The organism is Lysinibacillus sp. RC46, assembly GCF_041262385.1.
Taxonomy (GTDB): Bacteria; Bacillota; Bacilli; order Bacillales_A; family Planococcaceae; genus Lysinibacillus.
In genome coordinates this window covers 111,520-132,227 of the sequence record NZ_JBGCCF010000013.1, presented here as the reverse complement: position 1 = coordinate 132,227, position 20,708 = coordinate 111,520, and the positions used below count along the sequence as shown (strand labels likewise).

At 38.1% G+C, this 20,708-nt stretch carries 20 protein-coding genes; 4 read left to right on the top strand and 16 right to left on the bottom strand.

The features are described from left to right. Window positions 1-303: 303 nt before the first annotated feature. On the bottom strand, window positions 304-1,197 hold the full coding sequence (locus tag ABH966_RS13925; protein ID WP_370079363.1) for a nucleotidyltransferase-like protein: 894 nt from the start codon (window positions 1,195-1,197) through the stop codon (window positions 304-306). 209 nt (window positions 1,198-1,406) lie between these two features. Between ABH966_RS13925 and ABH966_RS13920 the strand changes: the two genes are divergently transcribed. Next, entirely contained in the window at window positions 1,407-1,757 is a 351-nt protein-coding gene (locus ABH966_RS13920; protein WP_132363284.1) for a YgzB family protein, read from the top strand. A 24-nt stretch (window positions 1,758-1,781) separates the two neighbouring features. Here ABH966_RS13920 and perR read toward each other — a convergent pair whose 3' ends face one another. The 3 genes from perR to bcp form a co-directional block, all read right to left on the bottom strand. Next, window positions 1,782-2,225, bottom strand: a complete 444-nt coding sequence (gene perR, locus ABH966_RS13915; RefSeq protein ID WP_049668868.1) for a peroxide-responsive transcriptional repressor PerR — start codon at window positions 2,223-2,225, stop codon at window positions 1,782-1,784. 228 nt (window positions 2,226-2,453) lie between these two features. Next, window positions 2,454-3,398 (bottom strand): D-2-hydroxyacid dehydrogenase, encoded by a 945-nt coding sequence (locus ABH966_RS13910; protein WP_370079360.1) that lies wholly within the window; start codon window positions 3,396-3,398, stop codon window positions 2,454-2,456. Continuing rightward, complete coding sequence (gene bcp, locus ABH966_RS13905) at window positions 3,395-3,871, bottom strand: thioredoxin-dependent thiol peroxidase (protein WP_370079358.1); 477 nt, start codon at window positions 3,869-3,871, stop codon at window positions 3,395-3,397. Before bcp ends, ABH966_RS13910 begins: the two co-directional genes overlap by 4 nt. A gap of 131 nt (window positions 3,872-4,002) precedes the next feature. On the opposite strand from bcp, the gene ABH966_RS13900 reads away from it, so the two are divergent. Both ABH966_RS13900 and ABH966_RS13895 read left to right on the top strand, forming a co-directional pair. Further along, window positions 4,003-5,289 carry a glutamate-1-semialdehyde 2,1-aminomutase gene (locus ABH966_RS13900; RefSeq protein ID WP_370079356.1) on the top strand — a complete coding sequence of 429 codons (1,287 nt, stop codon included), beginning with the start codon at window positions 4,003-4,005 and terminating at the stop codon, window positions 5,287-5,289. Between the two features lie 291 nt (window positions 5,290-5,580). Next, on the top strand, window positions 5,581-6,669 hold the full coding sequence (locus tag ABH966_RS13895) for an FUSC family protein (protein ID WP_370079355.1): 1,089 nt from the start codon (window positions 5,581-5,583) through the stop codon (window positions 6,667-6,669). Between the two features lie 142 nt (window positions 6,670-6,811). On the opposite strand, the gene nikC is transcribed toward ABH966_RS13895, so the two are convergent. The 9 genes from nikC to mutY all read right to left on the bottom strand — a co-directional run bounded on the left by nikC (window position 6,812) and on the right by mutY (window position 17,815). After that, entirely contained in the window at window positions 6,812-7,702 is an 891-nt protein-coding gene (gene nikC, locus ABH966_RS13890; protein ID WP_370079353.1) for a nickel transporter permease, read from the bottom strand. Window positions 7,703-7,717: 15 nt separating this feature from the next. Further along, window positions 7,718-8,722 (bottom strand): ABC transporter permease, encoded by a 1,005-nt coding sequence (locus ABH966_RS13885; RefSeq protein WP_370079351.1) that lies wholly within the window; start codon window positions 8,720-8,722, stop codon window positions 7,718-7,720. A gap of 273 nt (window positions 8,723-8,995) precedes the next feature. Next, entirely contained in the window at window positions 8,996-10,612 is a 1,617-nt protein-coding gene (locus ABH966_RS13880; protein ID WP_370079349.1) for an ABC transporter substrate-binding protein, read from the bottom strand. 21 nt (window positions 10,613-10,633) lie between these two features. After that, window positions 10,634-11,623, bottom strand: a complete 990-nt coding sequence (locus ABH966_RS13875) for an ABC transporter ATP-binding protein (RefSeq protein ID WP_370079347.1) — start codon at window positions 11,621-11,623, stop codon at window positions 10,634-10,636. Further along, entirely contained in the window at window positions 11,598-12,611 is a 1,014-nt protein-coding gene (locus ABH966_RS13870) for an ABC transporter ATP-binding protein (RefSeq protein ID WP_370079345.1), read from the bottom strand. Before ABH966_RS13870 ends, ABH966_RS13875 begins: the two co-directional genes overlap by 26 nt. A 656-nt stretch (window positions 12,612-13,267) precedes the next feature. Further along, on the bottom strand, window positions 13,268-15,013 hold the full coding sequence (locus tag ABH966_RS13865) for an ABC transporter ATP-binding protein (protein ID WP_370079343.1): 1,746 nt from the start codon (window positions 15,011-15,013) through the stop codon (window positions 13,268-13,270). Window positions 15,014-15,214: 201 nt separating this feature from the next. Next, window positions 15,215-15,763, bottom strand: a complete 549-nt coding sequence (ntdP, locus tag ABH966_RS13860; protein ID WP_370079341.1) for a nucleoside tri-diphosphate phosphatase — start codon at window positions 15,761-15,763, stop codon at window positions 15,215-15,217. 753 nt (window positions 15,764-16,516) lie between these two features. Beyond that, window positions 16,517-16,696: a gamma-type small acid-soluble spore protein gene (locus ABH966_RS13855; RefSeq protein WP_370079339.1), complete on the bottom strand. Its 180-nt coding sequence runs from the start codon at window positions 16,694-16,696 to the stop codon at window positions 16,517-16,519. Between the two features lie 84 nt (window positions 16,697-16,780). Beyond that, on the bottom strand, window positions 16,781-17,815 hold the full coding sequence (mutY, locus tag ABH966_RS13850) for an A/G-specific adenine glycosylase (protein WP_370079337.1): 1,035 nt from the start codon (window positions 17,813-17,815) through the stop codon (window positions 16,781-16,783). A gap of 209 nt (window positions 17,816-18,024) precedes the next feature. Between mutY and ABH966_RS13845 the strand changes: the two genes are divergently transcribed. Continuing rightward, complete coding sequence (locus ABH966_RS13845; RefSeq protein WP_370079335.1) at window positions 18,025-19,011, top strand: metal-dependent hydrolase; 987 nt, start codon at window positions 18,025-18,027, stop codon at window positions 19,009-19,011. Between the two features lie 39 nt (window positions 19,012-19,050). Here ABH966_RS13845 and ABH966_RS13840 read toward each other — a convergent pair whose 3' ends face one another. From ABH966_RS13840 to recX, 3 genes are read right to left on the bottom strand one after another with little or no spacing between them, the layout of a single operon-like run. Next, window positions 19,051-19,320, bottom strand: a complete 270-nt coding sequence (locus ABH966_RS13840; RefSeq protein WP_370079333.1) for a YfhJ family protein — start codon at window positions 19,318-19,320, stop codon at window positions 19,051-19,053. Then, on the bottom strand, window positions 19,321-19,650 hold the full coding sequence (locus ABH966_RS13835) for a YfhH family protein (RefSeq protein WP_053483069.1): 330 nt from the start codon (window positions 19,648-19,650) through the stop codon (window positions 19,321-19,323). Then, window positions 19,647-20,450 (bottom strand): recombination regulator RecX, encoded by an 804-nt coding sequence (recX, locus tag ABH966_RS13830; RefSeq protein WP_370079331.1) that lies wholly within the window; start codon window positions 20,448-20,450, stop codon window positions 19,647-19,649. The genes ABH966_RS13835 and recX overlap by 4 nt, the downstream gene beginning before the upstream one ends. Window positions 20,451-20,708: the final 258 nt, after the last annotated feature.

Sequence of the window (20,708 nt, the reverse complement as noted above, 5' to 3'; positions counted from 1 at the left end):
TTTGATGTCCAAAATTTTGTTTCGTTCACCAACTCTAGGTTAGTTACTAAAAACTTTATTGATTACGTTTTGCTTGTTCAGTTTTCAAGGTTCATGTTGATGTCGTTGTTTTTCAGCGACTTCTTTATATTAACATTTAACTCATTTCGTGTCAATAACTTTTTCAGAAAGTTTTTTTCGTTCATTGAGTTATTTCGTTATGTCTTAGCGACAATTAATATAATACAATATCAACAAATTAAAAGTCAACAACTTTTTATAAAAAATTATCGAGGTATTTTTCATACCTCGATAACTAGCATACTACAGTCCTTGCTCCATTTCTAGAGCTTCTTTATTTACCTTATAATGACGGTGGAATATCATTTCACTTTTCGCAACGATAGGTTCAATTTGAATATAACCTTTGTCCACTAAATATTCTACAAACACTTCTAAATCTACTGAGTAGTTCATGAGCTCATTATGATCGTGCAATTCCTGAATTGTCCAAGTCTCTTTTGTTTGCATTACTTCTAAAATATGTTGAGCGCCGTCTCGAGTACGTGAATGTATTAAAAACTCGCTTGCTAAAAATAATAGCTCTAAACGTTTTTCTATCGGCTCATTACTTGTAACGAGCTCCTCGTATAATTTATAAATCGCTGGTTCTAATTTTTTCACCTGTGCCCAAACAGTTACTTCAGGGTACAGTCCACTATCAATGATGGATAAACGCCCCAAATGATGTAATGAATCTACTACATGATTATAAGCATCGAGATAGCTACCCTTATCAAAGTATTCTTTCCCTTCTAAGTAACGTCGAATTAACTTTGAAAATTGAATGCCCGTTTTGATTTTACGACCACTAAACGGAAACTCCTGTAATTCAATTTTTAATTTATGAAGAAATTCATTACGATCAAATAATACTCTACCAAAGAAAATCCAATCGACCACTTTTTTATTTGAGCCAATGAGTAGCCATTTTCGTAATATTTTCTCAGTAACTGTATGTAAAGCTACTTTATTTCCTTCATATAAGTAATGTTTCGTAAAGACTGGCTTTTCTGCTTCCTTTACAATAATAAGTAAGACTGTATCAAATGTATCTGTAACATTACTTTTTTCTTCGCGTTTTCCCACTAAAATAACGCCTAACGTATTCGACTGACTTGCCCGTTCCTGATATATCGGACGCAAAACTTGTTCCATGTTCAGTCCCCCTCTATTTGCTTGTTACCTTTTAACCTCATTCAGTGGATGTCACGGATTTTCACCGTACTCAATTACACCAATGCGAAATTGATTTCGTTAAAAATTCGACATACTCTAAAAGTATTCCTTCTTTCCACGTTATCAAAGCTAAAATACTTTGTTCTTATATGTTATAGTAGATTTTAGATTGGGAGGCAAGATGATATATGAAACCTTACAAAAGTAAAATTAATAAAATCCGTTCATTCGCATTAGCACTTATTTTTATCGGCTTTGTAGTTATGTATGGGGGAATCTTCTTTAAAAACTATCCTATTCTAGTATTAATTTTCATGACCCTTGGTGTACTTTGTATTATTGGTAGTACAGTCGTTTATGCATGGATTGGACTGCTCTCAACAAAAGCTGTTCAAGTAGAATGCCCTAATTGCCATAAGCATACAAAAGTATTAGGTCGTGTAGATATGTGTATGTACTGTAATGAACCATTAACATTGGATCCAACTCTAGAAGGAAAAGAGTTCGACCAATCTTATAATAAGACAAAAAAATCCTAGCCCTCATTTAAGAGCTAGGATTTTTTATTGTACTTTTGCAGATACATCTTTACACGATGGACAAGTGCCGTAAATTTCTAAACGATGCGCATGCACATCAAAGCCTGTTACTTGTGATGCAAAATGCTCAATTTCGTCGAGACCAGGATAATGGAAGTCGACTATTTTGCCACAGCATTCACAAATCATATGATAATGATCGTTTGTAACGAAATCAAAGCGACTTGAAGCATCACCAAAAGTTAGTTCTTTTACTAGACCAACTTCACGAAATACGCGAAGGTTATTATAGACGGTCGCTACACTCATATTTGGGAATTTCCCTTCAAGTGCTTTATAAATTTCATCGGCAGTTGGATGTGCCATTGTTTGAATTAAATATTCCAAAATAGCATGACGCTGAGGAGTAATACGAACACCAGTTGTTTTTAACGTGTCAAGTGCATCCTGTAAATGCGTTTCAGACATCGTCATGCACCTCTTCCATAAAGATTATTAATTTATAATTGTTATAATTAGTGTATCGAATTACTCTTACTTCTGTCAACATTCATACACATTTGAGTTTAGCTTCTTTAAGCGCGTGTCCAAACATCCACTGAAATAGAGGAACTCAGTAAGAACGCCACGTCCTGTGGCAAAAGCGCAGCGACAGCTACAATTATGCCGAGGCATGAGTGATTTAGGACTACTGCTTCAATAACCTCTTGATAAATCCATCCTATTTTCTAAATCTGTTTCACCGCGTAACCACTTCTCTAAACTTGGCTTAAAGATTTCTAAGCTACGTTCAACATAGCGAGAAGAGTGACTTGAAATATGCGGAGAGACAATGACATTCGGTAAAGTCCATAAAGGATGATCCTCAGCTAAAGGCTCTTGTTCAAATACATCTAAAACAGCATAACCAATTTCACCTACTTGAATGGCATGCACCAAAACGTTTTCCTCTACTAAGTTTCCACGGCCAAAATTCATGAAAATGGCATCATTTTTCATCGCTTTAAAATGCTCTTCTTTTAGTAAATGTGTCGTCTCTTCTGTTTTAGGTAATACAGAAATGACAATATCAGCCTTAGGTAAAGCTTCGATTAATTGGCCAAAGCTCACCATCTCATTCATAGATGCCGCTTCGTTCCCTGAACGGTTGCAGCCAATTGTCACAACACCAAAAGCTTGTAATAAGCGACCTACTTCCGAGCCAATAGCCCCAGGTCCTAAAATAAGCGCTGTACTATCCCGCAACTCGGTTTGTTTCGCTTTTTTGGACCATTCACTTTTCTTCTGCTGTTCATACTTCCAAGGCAGCGCACGCTTAATCGCTAAAATATGGGCAAGCATTGATTCTGCCATTGGTGTTTTATGAATGCCGCGCACATTCGAAACAAATATCCCTCGTTCAATAATGGCTTGAGCTGGCATTTTTTCGATCCCCGCTGAAGCTACAAAAATCCATTTGACCTTTGTCGCATACTGAATATTTTCATCATTTAAATCTTCACCATATGTGACAAGCACATCCGCTTGTTGTAGCTCATCGATTGATAAGCCATTTTCAAAAATAAAATCAACTTGTGGAAATTCTGCTACTAGTGGCTCACGTAAATCTGGTCTTGGTTCAAACGTAAAATAAATTCTCATTGAGTCACCTCCCATTCTGCTAAATATGTATATACTTCTTCAATATGATTTTTTACACGTACTTTACGCCAAGCCTTTATCAAGTTTCCTTCTGTATCAATTAAAAATGTCGAACGTTCTATCCCCATATATTCACGTCCATACATCTTCTTCAGTACCCACACGCCATACGCTTCTGCTACGGCATGATCCTCATCTACTAATAACGAGAATGGCAAACCGTGCTTATCTATAAATTTGGTATGTTTTTTTGCATCGTCAGGACTAACGCCAAGTACAACTGCATTTAATTTACTAAAATCCTCATGCTTATCACGGAAGTCACAAGCTTCCGTCGTACAGCCTGGTGTCATATCTTTAGGATAAAAATATAAAATAACATTTTGTCCTTTGAAATCCGCTAACTTTACTGTTTCTCCTGTTTCATTTATAAGGGAAAAATCAGGTGCTTTTTTACCTTCTATTAAAACCATATCAATCTCCTCCTCTGTACGTTCTATTTTACTCTAAATAGTAAAACAAATCATATCTCTTAATTTCTTTGGATTTCTTGCACTGATAGGTCTACAATAGATGAAGTATAAAGATTTAGGAGGCAATATATATGAATCACACAAAATCTGAAGCAGTACACGCAGAAGCGCTACAGCATATCGTTGGTGGTGTAAATAGCCCTTCTCGTTCTTATAAAGCAGTTGGCGGAGGTTCACCTGTTGCAATGGCTCGTGGGAAAGGCGCTTATTTTTGGGATGTTGATGGCAACCGTTATATCGACTATCTAGCAGCTTACGGTCCAATCGTTACTGGTCACGGTCACCCACATATCGCAAAGGCTATTACACACGCAGCTGAAAATGGAACTTTGTTTGGGACTCCAACTGAATATGAGGTTACTTTTGCTAAAATGCTAAAAGAAGCAATCCCATCTATGGATAAAGTACGCTTTAATAACTCTGGTACAGAAGCTGTAATGACAACAATTCGTGTTGCACGTGCTTATACTGGTCGTACAAAAATTATGAAATTCGCTGGTTGCTACCATGGTCACTTTGACTTAGTACTAGTAGCTGCTGGTTCTGGTCCTGCAACATTAGGTACTCCAGACTCAGCTGGTGTTACAACTTCAACAGCAGCGGAAGTAATTACTGTACCATTTAACAACCCTGAAGCATTTACAGAAGCAATGGATAAATGGGGCGATCAAATCGCAGCTATTTTAATCGAGCCTATCGTTGGAAACTTCGGTATTGTAGAGCCTAACCCTGGCTTCCTAGAATTAGTTCATGCCACAGCAAAGGAAAAAGGTGCATTAACTATTTACGATGAAGTTATTACTGCTTTCCGCTTCCACTATGGTAGTGCTCAAACCTTATTAGGCTTAACACCAGACCTAACTGCCCTTGGTAAAGTAATCGGCGGTGGTTTACCGATTGGTGCATACGGCGGTCGTAAAGAAATTATGGATACAGTGGCTCCACTTGGACCTGCCTATCAAGCAGGCACAATGGCAGGAAACCCTGCATCCATGCAAGCTGGTATTGCCTGCCTAGAAGTATTACAAACTCCAGGAATTTACGATAAAATGGACCGTCTTGGAGCCATTTTAGAAGAAGGTATCTTGGCTGCAGCAAAAAAACATGATGTAACAATTACTATTAATCGTCTTAAAGGGGCTCTTACAATTTACTTTACAGATGTGACAGTAGAAAACTATGAGCAGGCTGAAAACTCAGACGGTGAAATCTTTGGTCGCTTCTTTAAATTAATGCTTGCACAAGGCATTAATTTAGCGCCATCAAAATATGAAGCATGGTTCTTAACAACAGAGCATACAGAAGCAGATATTCTTGAAACAATTAAAGCGGTAGATATTGCATTTTCACAATTGTAATTTGTAAATGCAATGGCTAAACGCTTAGTGAGAAGAGCAATATAGAACAGTTTCTATGGTTAACTTTTAAAGACGACTCCCCTGTGAGTCGTCTTTTTTCTGTAAATGACATACAAATCTATGTATTTTATGAGCGCTTCCTTCTATAATGTATAGAAGACATCCGCCGGAGGCTTAGGCCAGTGGATGATTGGGTAAAGTAACTTAAGCAGCATTTAACTGCCCCTATTGAGGTGGGAAACTTCTACTGAAAGAAGTTAAAATTTTAGACAGAAAGGACATCCATTTTCTATGAAATTAGGTGCCCGTGTATTTAAAACTGGTGTCGCCATCGTGTTTGCACTATTTATTGCTGAGCTGTTAGAGCTACCTTCACCTGTTTTTGCAGGAATTGCAGCCATCTTTGCGATTCAGCCATCTATTTATCGCTCCTATCAAACAATCGTTGAGCAAATACAAGCCAATATTATAGGAGCTACCATCGCGGTCATTTTTGGCTTGCTTTTCAGCCACCATGTAGTAGCAATTGGCATTGCCGTCATTGTTGCGATCGGTATCATGTTGAAATTTAAACTTGAAAAATCATTGTCACTAGCACTTGTTACAGTTGTAGCTATTATGGAGTTTCAAGGAGATGATTTTCTTACATTTGGTCTTATTCGCTTTATTACCATATTAGTTGGGGTGCTAGCAGCATTTGTTGTCAATCTGTTCTTCCTACCACCAAAATATGAAGTAAAGCTTTTCCGTAAGATTTACTTTTTACAGGATGATATTATCCGATGGACGCGACTTGCTGTTCGCCAGGCATCTGAGCATACTTCTACAAAAGAAGCATTAAGCAAATTTAAGTCTCGTATGCAACGAGTTGACACATTGTATGATTTTTATAAGGAAGAGCGTAATTACTTTAAAAATAAAAAGTTTGTTAAAGCACGTAAATTAGTTGTTTATCGTCAAATGATTACAACGTCAAAGAAAAGTTTAGAGCTGCTTCATCGTCTTCATAATCATGAAAACGAATTAGCCCAGCTACCGACACAATTTCATTTAATGATTCAAGAGCGACTTGATTTCCTGCTAACTTACCATGAACAGCTACTGCTAAAATATACTGGGAAATTAAAGCCCGAACATTCCGAGTGGAGTAAACATAATGATTATGTTCAGCGTAACGAGTTAATGGAGATATTTATAAAACAAATAACTTATGCGCATGATGAAGGCGATACAGAATTCTCGAGTTATCACTTGCTTTATATTTTATCTCGTATTTTAGATTACGAAGAAAACCTAGAGCATTTAGATACGCTCATCGTGTCGTATCAAACTCATCATGGCCAAGAAATCAATGTGGAATTTGAAGAAGAGTTTATTTAACTTCTTTCAGCAAATGTTTTGGTAGCGAAAGCGCAGCGTCAGCTACAAGTGTTTTGGTAGCGAAAGCGCAGCGTCAGCTACAAATGTTTTGGTAGCAAAAGAGCGAAGGGTTGGCATTATATCCACCCTTCGCTCTTTTGTATTAGCTTTTCATTTTCGGGTCAAGCGCATCACGTAGGCCGTCCCCCATTAGATTAAAACCAAGAACCGTAAACATAATAGCTAAACCTGGGAAAATCATCGTCCACGGAGCCTTTAATAAATAGATACGGGAATCCGCAAGCATTTTACCCCATTCTGGCGCTGGTGCTTGAGCTCCTAATCCAAGGAAGCCTAATGCCGCCGCTTCAATTATCGCTGTCGCTATCGCTAGCGTTCCTTGTACGATGATTGGCGTCATTGAGTTTGGCAAAATATGTGAGAATAAAATCCTTGAATCACGCATTCCGATAGCCTTTGCTGCTACAATATATTCCTCTTCTTTAACACTCAATACTTTCGAACGAATTAAGCGCCCAAAATTCGGCACGTTAATAATGGCAATGGCAAGCAATGCATTTTGTAATGATGGTCCTAGTACTGCTACTATTGCAATAGCAAGTAAAATACTAGGGAATGCTAACAGAATATCAAAAATACGCGAGATTATCGTATCAATCCATCTTCCATAATAACCCGCAATAATGCCAAGGAAACTACCTACAATTACAGAAAGAATAACCGAAAAAAAGCCTACCTTCAAAGAAATACTAGCTCCAAGTATAACTCTAGAGAAAATATCCCGTCCAAAGTCATCTGTTCCAAACCAATGCTCACTTGACGGTGCTAATAAACGATTCGAAAGATTTTGTTCATTAATTCCTTCAGGAGCAATCATCGAGCCAAATATAGCAAGTATAATAAAAAATAGTACAATGCCTGCACCTACTAGGGAGATTTTGCTCTTTTTAAAGCTACGCCAGCCTTCTCTCCAAGGACCTGCCGCTCGTTCACGACTTGGTGCTGCTGTTTTTATATCTATCGCTCCAGTCATTATCGCTGCTCCCCTCTATTTGTATTTAATCCGTGGATCTATCACCGTATACAGTAAATCCACAATTAAGTTAATCATGATAAAAATAAATGCAATTACTAAAATACCTGATTGAATAACAGGATAGTCACGGAAGCCAATGGCATCATAAATATAACGACCAATTCCAGGCCAGCTGAAAATCGTCTCTGTTAAAATGGCACCACCTAGCAGTAACCCTGTTTGCAAACCGATTACTGTTAATACCGGGATAACTGCATTTTTCAAGGCATGCTTATAAACAACAATAAACATTTTTTGCCCTTTTGCTCTAGCGGTACGTACATAGTCAGAGCGCATTACTTCAAGCATAGACGACCTAGTCATTCTTGCAATAATCGCCATTGGTATTGTCGCAAGAGCTATACCCGGTAATACTAATCGCTTTAATACTTCAGTAAATTGCTCAAAACGGCCTTGTATTAACGTATCCAGTAAATAAAAATGAGTAATGGCGGTTATTGGATCTCGCACATCTTCTCGCCCAGATGTCGGGAACCAGCCAAGCTGATTACTGAAAGCCCATTGTTCCATTAAGCCAAGCCAGAAAACGGGTATAGACACCCCGATTAAAGCAACTACCATTGCCACATAATCGAACCAAGAATTTTGAAACCATGCAGAAATAATGCCTGCATTTACTCCAACAATCACTGCGATAACCATGGCAAATAGCGCTAGCTCAGCTGTTGCCGCTAAATACGGGAAAATTTCCTCTGATACAGGTAATTTAGTACGTAATGATACTCCTAAATCCCCCTGAAAAATGCCACCTAAATAACTAAAATATTGTGTATACCACGGCTTATTTAATCCTAAACTTGCGTTTAACGCTTCGACCGCTTCTTTCGTTGCCTGCTGTCCTAAAATTACTTGTGCTGGATTACCAGGAATTGCACGAATTAACATGAAAACGATAAAAGTCATTCCAAGCAAAACTGGGATTAATTGAGATAAACGTCTTCCCATATAGTGAAGCATTTTCTTCACCCCTCTGTTATTTTCATAATATACTTTTGTATGAAAAGCATTGAAGTCTTTACACATACTGTAGAAAGGGTCAGCCTTCACCAAACGGTTCCGGACGCAATTATGTCGAGGCATAATTGATCGTTTAGATGATTGGTCTTTCATACAGAAAAAAATACCTCTAGCTTGTAAAAAGAATCCGCTAGATTCCTACGGCTTACCCGCAGAAAGCAAGCAGATTCTTTAAAATTTAAATTAAAACCTGTTCAAGATAGCCCTTTAAGCCTACTTCATATCAACCGCTTCTAAACGGTCAGAACCTGTTGGATGTGCAATATAGTTTGTAACTTTAGTGTTAGCAGCTAAAATTGGAGTAGAGTGAGCAATTGGAACCCATGGTGCATCTTTAGAGATAATCTCCTGTGCTTGCTTGTAAAGGGCATTACGCTTGTCCTCATTCATTTCAGTTTGCGCTGCAACTAATAGTTTGTGCACTTCTTGGTTGTCATAGAATGTATAGTTGTTAGAATGAATATTATCTCCGTCTAATAAAGTGTAAAGGAAGTTATCCGCATCTCCGTTATCACCTGTCCAACCAAGTAAGAACGCATCCGCCTCTCCCTTTTCCGCCTTATCTAAATACGTAGCCCATTCAAACGTTACAATCTTAGATTTCATACCAACATCAGCTAAATTCTTCTGAATGGCTTCCGCAATTTTTTGACCATCAGGCATGTACGGACGTGGCACAGGCATTGCCCATAGCTCGATTTCTTTACCATCATAGCCAGCTTCAGCTAATAATGCTTTTGCTTTTTCTGGATCATATTCATAGCCTTTAGTGTCATCGTTGTAGCCTGCAACTAATGGCGGCATTGGATTTTTTGCTGGTTCACCTAAGCCTTCATAAAATGCATCTACTAATGCTTGCTTATCGATTGCATAATTTACTGCTTGACGAACTTTTACGTTATCGAACGGTGGACGTGTTACAGTTAATCCAAGGTATCCAACATTCATAGATGGACGTTCGATTAATTGTAAATCTGCATTTGATTCGATGGAAGCTTTATCAGATGGACTTAAGCCATCAACTACATCAACATCACCGTTAGTTAATTCATTGAATCGTGTGGAGTTTTCTGGAATAGAACGGAAAATAACTTTATCTAATTTCGGCAAATCTGCAATACGGTAATCTGGGTTTTTCTCAATTGTGATGGAATCATTTCGTTTCCACTCTACAAATTTAAATGGACCAGTACCTACTGGATGATCTTTAAGTGCCTCATCATCTTTTTCAAATGCTGTTGGTGAAGCAATAGCAAATGGAGACATCGCTAAATTTTTCAAGAATGGTGCTTGTGGTTGAGATAATTTAAAGATAACTTTATAATCACCATCAGCAGTAATCGACTCAATTACTTGCTTTCCACCTACTGTAAATTGAGAGGCGTAATATGGGAATTTTTCAGCACCACCAGCTTTCCAGCGCTCAAAATTTTTCACGACTGCTTCAGCATTAAAATCAGTACCGTCATGGAACTTAACCCCTTCTTCAAGTTGCATCGTATACGTTAATCCATCTTCTGAAGGTTCCCAAGATTTTGCTAGCCCTGGCTGCAATGTTACATCTTGCTCTCCAAAGTTAATTAGAGTCTCATAGAGGTTAACCGTAACTTTGAACGATTCACCTTCTGTTACTGTCGCTGGATCGAGAGCAGTGGAATCTGCTCCACGACCATATACTAATGTTTTTGGTCCACCGCTAGCTTTATCGCCACCACTTGAAGTATCTTTACTACCCGCATCCTTAGTATCTGAGCCACCACAAGCAGCTAAGATTGTCGAAAGAACAAGGATAAGCATTACACCCAAAGTCCAAAGCTTCTTTTTCTTCATTGAATTTCCCCCTAAATTTTTTTATATCATTGAATGTTGGATCGCATCATATAGATGGCAAGCAACATAATGACCCGGTTTCACTTCTTGCATTTTTGGAACTACTTGAGAGCATTCTTCTTTTTTAAATGGACATCTTGTATGGAAAGTGCACCCGCTTGGCGGATTCGAAGCACTTGGAATATCTCCAGAAATAATGAGCTGTTCACGTTCAAACGTAGGATCTGGAACAGGTACCGAGGATAGCAGTGCCTGAGTATATGGGTGAAGTGGCTCAGCATATAAATCCTCACTTGCTGTCAGCTCCACTAATTTCCCCAAATACATTACGCCTACACGATTGCTAATATGGCGTACAACTCCTAAATCGTGGGAAATAAAAATATAAGTTAGCTTTAAGTCCTTTTGTAAGTTTTGCAATAAATTCAATACTTGCGCCTGTATTGACACATCGAGTGCAGAGACAGGCTCGTCCGCAATAATTAAACGTGGATTCGTCATCAGAGCACGGGCAATGCCGATACGCTGTCTTTGACCACCACTAAATTGATGTGGATAACGTTTCACATGATATTCATTTAACCCAACAATTTCGAGAAGCTCTAATACCTTCTGTTTCCGTTCCTTTGAATTACCCATTCCATGAACAATAAGAGGCTCCTCTAATATTTTCCCAATGTTATGCCTAGGATTAAGAGAGGCATAAGGATCTTGGAAAATCATTTGAATATCTCTACGGGCTTTGCGCATTTCATTGTTCGATAATTCAGAAATCATTTTACCTGCAAATTCAATCTCGCCCTCTGTTGGCTCAAGCAATCGCATTAAAAGTCGACCAGTCGTTGATTTACCACATCCGGACTCACCTACAATGCCTAATGTTTCTCCTTCAAAAACTTCAAAGGAAACATCATCCACTGCCTTTACGTCTCCAACCTGTGTATTCAAAGCACCCTTCCGAATGGGGAAATATTTTTTCAAACCATCAACTTTCAACAACACTTTCGACATGTTGCTCCACCTCCTGTTTCTCTAGTAAAAAACATCTCGATTTATGCCGCTCTGTTGCTTCATATAAAGGTGGTGTTTCTTGTACACAACGGTCCATCGCAAATTCGCAACGCGCTGCAAAACGACAGCCTTCCTGAATACTTCCAGGCTTAGGTACACTACCTGGTATAGAGTATAGATTGTCCTTTTTATAACGCATATCCGGTACAGATTTAATAAGCCCTTGTGTATAAGGATGCTTTGGATTAACGAATATCTCCTGAATAGGTGCCTCCTCTACAATCTGACCTGCATACATCACAATAACTCGCTCGCATGTTTCTGCAACAACGCCTAAATCATGTGTAATTAATAATACAGCTGTATTTAAACGTTTATTTAAATCTTTCATAAGCTGCAAGATTTGAGCTTGAATCGTAACATCTAATGCAGTAGTCGGCTCATCAGCAATCAATACCTTCGGATCACAGACAAGTGCCATCGCAATCATGACCCGTTGTCGCATCCCTCCCGATAGTTGATGTGGGTAATCTTTTAATAATTCCTCAGCTCGTGGTAAACCTACTAGTTTCATAATTTCAATTGCCCTTGCAAATGCTTCTTTTTTCGACCATTTTGGATTATGAATTCGAATCGCTTCTTTTAGCTGATCCCCAATTGTAAACAAAGGATTTAAGGATGTCATAGGCTCCTGAAAAATCATTGCCACATCTTTCCCACGAATTTTCTGCATTTGTTTATCAGATAATGTTACGAGGTTTTTGCCATCTAATACTATTTCACCACCTGTTATTTTTCCAGGTGGCGATGGTATTAATCCCATAATGGACAGTGATGTGACACTTTTTCCACTTCCCGACTCCCCTACAATCCCTAATATTTCTCCCTCATGAACAGAAAAATCGATATCATCTACGGCAGGAATTTGTCCATCATCTGTAAAAAAGGTTGTCTTTAAACCTTTTATTTCTAGCAGCTTTTTTCTCATGATCAATCGCCCCATCCTACCCATATTTTCACTTAATTACATTCACTATCACTCAATTCCCTATTTTCAGATAATTCTAACCAAAAACTACTGCTCTTTCAATCATTATTATTCTGCAATTAACATAGATTTTCTACATCGTTCGAGTTCTATATTAATATTGTCTTATTAATCGATAATATTTTAATAATATAACAAAAAAATAGCCTTCCGTTTATGTTTAAACGGAAAGCTATTTTTAGATTATTGACTCATTACCAAAATACGGATATTACTTTTATTAGTTGATTGGAGTGAGCTGGGCGACTCCTTGGGGATCAGCGTCACAGATGAGACCCTGCAGCGAGCTCATAGGGGAACGATGGCTAAAAGCATCACGTCCTGTGATAACGCCTTCGTGACCAACATCCTGTTGGCCCGAGACCCTGCAGCGAGCAACGCGAGTGAAGCGGCTCATCGGACGCCCCCAGGAAGCTCTGCTCTGCGCGAAAGCGAAGCGTCAGCGGCAAATGTTTTATCTGTGCGAAAGCGAAGCGACAGCAACAATTGTTTTCTGTAGCGAAAGCAAAGCGTCAGCTACAAAGCGCCCAGCTGGAACGGAAATCAACCCCACGTTATGATGGTAAGCCAGATTTTTTCTATTATAGCATGGTGTATCAATCTAAATGTTGCACCTGGAATAAATTGAAGTAAGTCCCCTCTTTTTGCATTAATTGCTCATGAGTACCACTTTCAATTAATTGTCCATGATCTATAACAATAATTTTATCTGCATGTGTAATTGTAGAAAGTCGGTGAGCAATTATAATGGTCGTGCGTTCATGTGCAAGTACATCCAATGATTCTTGAATAAGTGCCTCACTTTCTAAATCTAAAGCAGAGGTTGCTTCATCCAATATTAAAATAGGAGGATTTTTTAAAAATACACGAGCGATTGCTACTCGCTGCTTTTGCCCACCTGATAACTTCACACCGCGCTCCCCGACCTTTGTGTCATAGCCATTTGGTAAACTCATAATAAAATCATGGGCATTTGCCGCTCTTGCAGCAGCAATAACCTCTTCATCAGAAGCTTCTGGCTTACCCATTAAAATATTCTCTTTTACCGAATCACTGAACAAAATATTATCCTGTAACACTATTCCAATTTGTGAACGTAAAGAATGTAATGATATATCACGTACATCATATTCATCAATAGTCACTGCGCCACTCGTTGTATCATAAAAGCGAGGAATTAAACTTATGATCGTTGATTTTCCTCCACCGCTCATTCCTACAAATGCTACTGTCTCTCCAGGGTTAATCGTGAAATTGATGTTGTTTAAAATTTGTGAGCCCTCTTCTTCATATTGAAAGTTCACATTGTCAAAGCGGACTTCACCCTTTACTCGTGGTAGCTCTAAGGCATTTGCCTTGTTTTTTATTTCATAAGGTTCATCTATTAATTCAAACATTCGATCCATTGATGCAAATGATTGTGTTAACATCGTTGATGAACTTACAAGACGACGAAGTGGACCATAAAGTCGTTCGATATAGGCGATAAAGGCTACCATTGTCCCAACTGAAAGTGGACCATTAATAACCTGATAACCTGCATAAGCAATGACTAGGAGAGGTGCTACATCCGTGATGGTATTCACCACCGCAAAGGATTTAGCATTCCATTTTGTATGGTCTAGTGCCTTTTCTAAAAATTCACCATTTGCTTCATCAAATAATTTTTGCTCATGCTTTTCTAGCGTGAAGCTTTTAATAATGCTCATTCCAGCTACACGTTCATGCAAATAACTTTGCACACCCGCAAGCGCTTGTGATCGTTTACGTGTTAAAGATCGAAGTTTACCAAAGAAGTACTTCACACTAAATCCATAGAATGGGAACGCAACTAATGCTACTAGCGTAAGCTTAACATCCATGGCAAGCATAATACCGATAGCAATAACAATTGTTGCAAGGTCAAGCCAAACGTTCATCAAGCCTGTCATGATAAAGTTTTTTGTTTGTTCCACATCATTAATCACTCTTGAAATAACATCGCCAGCTCTTGTATTCGCATAGTATCTTAAACTTAGTCGCTGTAAATGTGCATATATTTGTTTTCGAATATCGAAAAGCACTTTGTTGCTGACATGCTGAGCATAATATTGACGGTAATACTCGATCGGTGGTCGAATAATAAAGAATACAATGATCGTACCACCTAACCAATAAAACAGTTCTTTTGTCTTCTCTGCATCCGTTAGATGATCTGCAGCGATAATATCATCTAACACAATTTTTATGAGCAATGGGATAAATAACGGAATCGCAAATTTCACAATACCAATTAAAATTGTTAAAATAATTTCCCATGTATATGGTTTTACAAATTTCATATAACGCTTTATACTACCCAATTTTTTATCACATCCTTATTTTAAAAGCCTCGCTCTTATGTAATACATAAAAAGAAACAGACATCCACAAACTGAATGCCCAAACGTATTATAGCAATATTTTGTTTTAAGTACATTTAATTTAGCTTTATCACTAACTATTTTACAATTCGATTGTTGAAGACATAAAAAAACACCCATTAGTAAAACTAATAGGTGCAACTAACAATCATCTGCTTGCATATCGAGCTGAAACTTATAACGGCTCGTCCAGGCATCGATGAAATCAGGTGCAAAGGGTCCTCTTTTTTGTTGAATCCAGCTAATTAATTTATCGACATTGCGCTTTAAAATTTTATCTATGACATCTGGATAAGACATTTCCTTACGATGTAGCTCATATTCATCCTCATCTAAGAGTGAATAAGACAGATCAGGGAAAACTTTAATATCTAAATCATAGTCAATATATTTAATGGCATTATTATCGAAAACAAATGGTGAGCTTAGATTACAATAATAATACACACCGTCCTCACGTAGCATGCAAATGATATTAAACCAGTGCTCCGCATGGAAATAACAAATAGAAGGCTCTCTCGTTAGCCAAGTACGACCATCGGATTCTGTCACAAGTGTCCGTTCATTCGCACCGATAATGATATTTTTCGTTCCTTTTAAAACCGTTGTTTCTTGCCAAACACGGTGGATACGGCCATTGTGCTTATAACTATGTATTTGTATCGTTTCTCCTTCTACCGGTATTGCCATTTTTGAAGCCCACCTTTTCGTCTATGCTACCTAAATCTAGCAGTCTCTAGTATATTATAGCAATGTGTACGCGAAAGGTGTAGTTAGAAAACCACAAATTTCCCTGCGCTCTTTTAAATCTGTACAAAATTTCGTTAATTTGAAGCGGATTTTATCATAACAACAACCCAATTGGAATTTTTTCGCTTTACTTATATATCAAATCGGATTTTTTTCTGAATTAGAGCCGTTCTTCCTCGCATCCGATCGCAATTTTTTGGGCTACCTGATCAGTTCTTCGTTCTCCTGAGCAGTTTCCTCAGCTACCCGATCAGTTCTTCTTTCTACCTGAGCAATTTCCTCAGCTACCCGATCAGTTCTCTGGCCTACCTGAGCAGTTTCCTCGCCTACCCGATCAGTTCTTCTTTCTACCTGAGCAGTTTCCTTGGCTACCCGATCAGTTCTTCTTTCTACCTGAGCAGTTTCCTTGGCTACCCGATCAGTTCTTCGCTCTACCTGAGCAGTTTCCTTGGCTACCCGAGCAATTCTCCGGCCTACCTGAGCAGTTTCCTCAGCTACCCGATCAGTTCTTCTTTCTACCTGAGCGGTTTCCTTGCCTACCCGATCAGTTCTTCTTTCTACCTGAGCGGTTTCCTTGCCTACCCGAGCAATTTTCTCATCTTGCTATATAAAAAATAAAAAGGAGCTGCTTTTTAATCTTTTCGATTTTAGACAGCTCCTTAGAGGTAAATGCAATTATGCAATTACAAAGTGTTATTCACCAAGATCTTGGTTAGTTTTATTGAAGTTACCTGAATCTTGAGTTTTATTTTGCTCCGCTTTAGCATTTTGCTTTTGCACTTCATTAACGTCTGTTTCATAACCAAATTCTTGACTTTGACGTTGCATGTTTTTATTCGGTTGTAAATTTTGGTTGTTGTTTTGCTTTTTCATTATTCATTCACCTCCACGCTCATTATTGTGTACCGAGGTGAATGATTTTATGCTCATAAATTTTTATAAATTTTATTTTCTTGATTAATCCTTAATTTCTTGCCAAATTTTCAGCATTGGAACGGGCATTGGTAATAATTCTATTTGTTCTCGAGTCAGCCATTCGCCCTTTACTGCTGAATTGCATTTCATAAAATAGCTATTTATATGCCATGTTAAATGTGAAAAAACATGTTTAAATGTTAACAAATCCTGTTGCGATTGAACATTCATAGCATAATCTTTAATAAAAATATCTATTGAATCTTTACCGTGCTCAAGCATTGGAAACTGCCATAGGTTAGCTAGTAAACCTTCTGCAGGACGCTGCTCCAATAAAATTCGACCTTTGTCATCTTGGCATACAAGCACATCGTATGTGATATGCTTCATCTTTACTTTTTTAGATTTGATAGGTAATTTTTCAGGCTCACCTTCATTAAAAGCCGTACAGTATTCGCGAACTGGACACAATAAACACTTTGGTGAAGTTGGCGTACAAATAAGTGCACCCAGCTCCATTAAGCCTTGATTGAAGGACGATGCATTTTTAGGATCTATCAATTCTTCAACAGCCGCTTCAAAAATCTTTTTAGTCTTTGGAGCTGCAATATCATCATCAATATTAAGCACACGACTTAAAACGCGCATAACATTGCCATCAACCGCATGTTCGGGCTTATTATAGGCAATACTTAAAATAGCTCCAGCAGTATATGGGCCTACGCCTTTTAATGTTGAAATCTCGTGGCGATTATCGGGTACTATCCCACCGTAGTTTTCTAATACCTCACGAACACCTGCCTGTAAATTACGAGCACGGGAATAATAGCCGAGGCCTTCCCAATGCTTTAATAAGTATTCTTGTGGAGCTTCCGCGAGTAATTCTAACGTTGGAAAACTTTCCATGAAACGATTGTAATAAGGAATAACTGTGTCGACACGTGTTTGCTGTAGCATCACTTCCGATACCCAGATTTTATAAGGATCCGTAGTATGTCTCCAAGGCAAATCACGTTTCTCAACATTAAACCATGCGACTAAAGATTGTCGAAATTTTGTTACATATGGATAATTCACAGTGACCTCCTGCGTCTTTACGATTTTATTTATGGTAAAAAGAGTATACAATTAAGAAAAGACCATTGTCAGAAACGACAAAAAACGTCAAAATTTTTCCAGCTTTAAAACGACTGTCTTAATAAAGTAAATATCAGGTATTACGGATTATTGAAATATACATGTATGCAATTGTACTCTTTTTTGTTGCATACAAGGAGTGGATATTTTTGGATTCAGGCACACATTTCGTTATGGGTATTGCCCTCGGCGGTCTTGCATTAGTCGACCCCGTTGTAGCAGATCATTCAATGACCTTTACCGCAGTAATGGCAGGTACGATCATTGGCTCACAGTCACCTGATGTCGATACAGTGTTAAAACTACGCAACAACGCCGTTTATATTCGACATCATCGAGGAATTACACATTCACTACCAGCAGTAGCTCTTTGGCCCATCTTAATTACAGCGGTTTTAGCACTTATTATTCAAGACGCAAATGTGTTTCATTTATGGCTTTGGACATTTTTCGCAGTAGCACTTCACGTCTTTGTTGATATTTTCAATGCTTATGGTACACAAGCGCTTCGACCATTCTCTAGAAGATGGGTGGCACTTGGTGTCATTAATACATTTGATCCTATTATTTTTACGCTACATTGCCTTGGCATTTTACTTTGGGCATTTGGTGCAAATCCAGTTTGGACATTTAGTATCATGTATCTCATTATTATCGTTTACTACATTTTACGCTTTGCAGTCCAAAAGGCTGTAAAGAACGCTGTGCATAATACCATACAGGATGAAGAGTATGTCATAGTAGCCCCTACAATGCGATTCTTGCACTGGCGAATTGCAGCAAAATCCAAAACGCATTATTACGTTGGGCGCGCTTATGGGCGAACTGTGAATATTTACGATAAATTCGAAATAAAACCTTTACCGAAAACGCCTATTATCGAAATAGCATTGAAAGATCGCAATCTCGCTGCTTTCGTGTCATTCTCACCATTGTATCGTTGGGAAATTTCAGAACTCGATAATGGCTTAACAGAAGTAAGATTAATTGATCTGCGTTACCGTAGTGATAATCGCTATCCGTTCGTTGCTGTCGCTCATTTAAACGATGACAATGAGATTATCACTTCATACACAGGCTGGATTTTCACCGAAGATAAACTTCAGAAAAAATTACAGGTTGGCGCAAGTAATTAAACATCAGCAAACCCTGACCAAATATTGGTCAGGGTTTTGTTATTGCACCATATCATCACTAGCATCAAGTAAACGTGCGTATTTGGGATTACGTCCTGCAAATGCATGCAGTTTATCACCGTAGCTGGTAATTAATTGACGCACTAAATTTTCAGTGTAATCAGCACCACGATAGGAGTAGCCAGCTTTTGCAGAAGTCGATTCAAAATCACTCCATAAAAGCTCAATCCATACTCGTGCACGTCCTACTGACATTTGCGGGTTTTTTGCAAGTAATTCAGCAGTTAGTTTTTCAATTTTTTCATCCATTTATTTGCCCACCTTTACAGGAGATAGCATGGATACAGGTAAAGCCTCTTGGTATTTTTCGCCCCCTAAGCGATGTCCCCAAGCAAAGCGTCCTTTCAAATAATCCACTTGGAAAAATTCATTTTCAGAGCCGTCAATACGATACATTTCTCCAGGAATTATTGTATCTAAATCCACTAAATAAGCAGCCGCCATTAAAGCCTTACGCTCATATACTGCGAATTCATTGATGATCCCTAGCTGCTCCGCCTTACGTGCCTTTTCCTTTATCATAGCTATTTCCTCACGTAATTCGTGCTCTGACATCGCAGCATAATTTTTTTCGTTCATTCCTCATTCTCCTTCTCTTCTATAAAACGATCTATAACCTCTATAGGAAACCCCTTTTGATAGAGCGCCTGCTTTATTTTCATTTTCAATTCATAACCAGTATACTTCGATGAATACTTTTTCCAAACTTTTTCGCCTTGTCCAGCAAGTAGCTGTTGCCATTCATCTTCATCTTGTTCAATCTCTATTTGACTTAGCACATCATCTACAACACTAAAAGAATAACCTTTTCGCATTAAAAAATCTTGAATTTTAGCTTTTATTTGTGTTGGTGTTTTCTTTTTTTCCGATCGAATGACCTTCTCAGCCAATTGTGTTGCAAGCTTCACCTGTTCCGCATGACTGTACGTAGCAAGTACCTCATCCTGTAAGCTTTTATCAATTCCTTTTTTTATAAGGTCTTGTCTAATTGCCTTGGGCCCCTTTTTCATCGTAGCTTTTTTCGTATTAAGTAATGCCTTGGAGTAAGTTTCATCATTTAAAAAGCCGTATGATTTAAGCTTTTGTATAGCCTCTAAAATAACAGCTTCCCCAAATTCTAACGTGAGAAGCTTTTTCTTTACTTCATGCTCGCTACGCATTTGATAAGATAAAAAATTTAACCCTTTATTAAAAGCTTTTCGAATCTCATCTTCATAGGCAATTTCTTGAATATCAAATTCCTCAAGCACTTTTCCCTTCGTTAATCCAAATTGAATGAGAATTGCCTCATCTACAGGAAAAGCGTATTCTTCGTTCAAATATATATTATAACGTTCTGGATTGTTTTTTTGACGTGCAATTTTCGTAATAATACGCATTAGTAACACCTCACCATTTACCATTATAACATTTTTCGCGGGTATTGCTTTTTTCCCGTAGGCATATTCTATGTTCGTGGGTGTTCACTTCTCTTCCGCGAGTATTTTCCCGTTTCGCGCGGGTATTATTAAAGAGAGAGCAAAACATTTATATGAATGAAAGGTCCATGTACTACCTACTTTTTTAGAAAAACATCATCATCATTTTGTATTTAAATTCCCTAATTTAAAAGAAGCACTTCAACTAGGATAATTTTT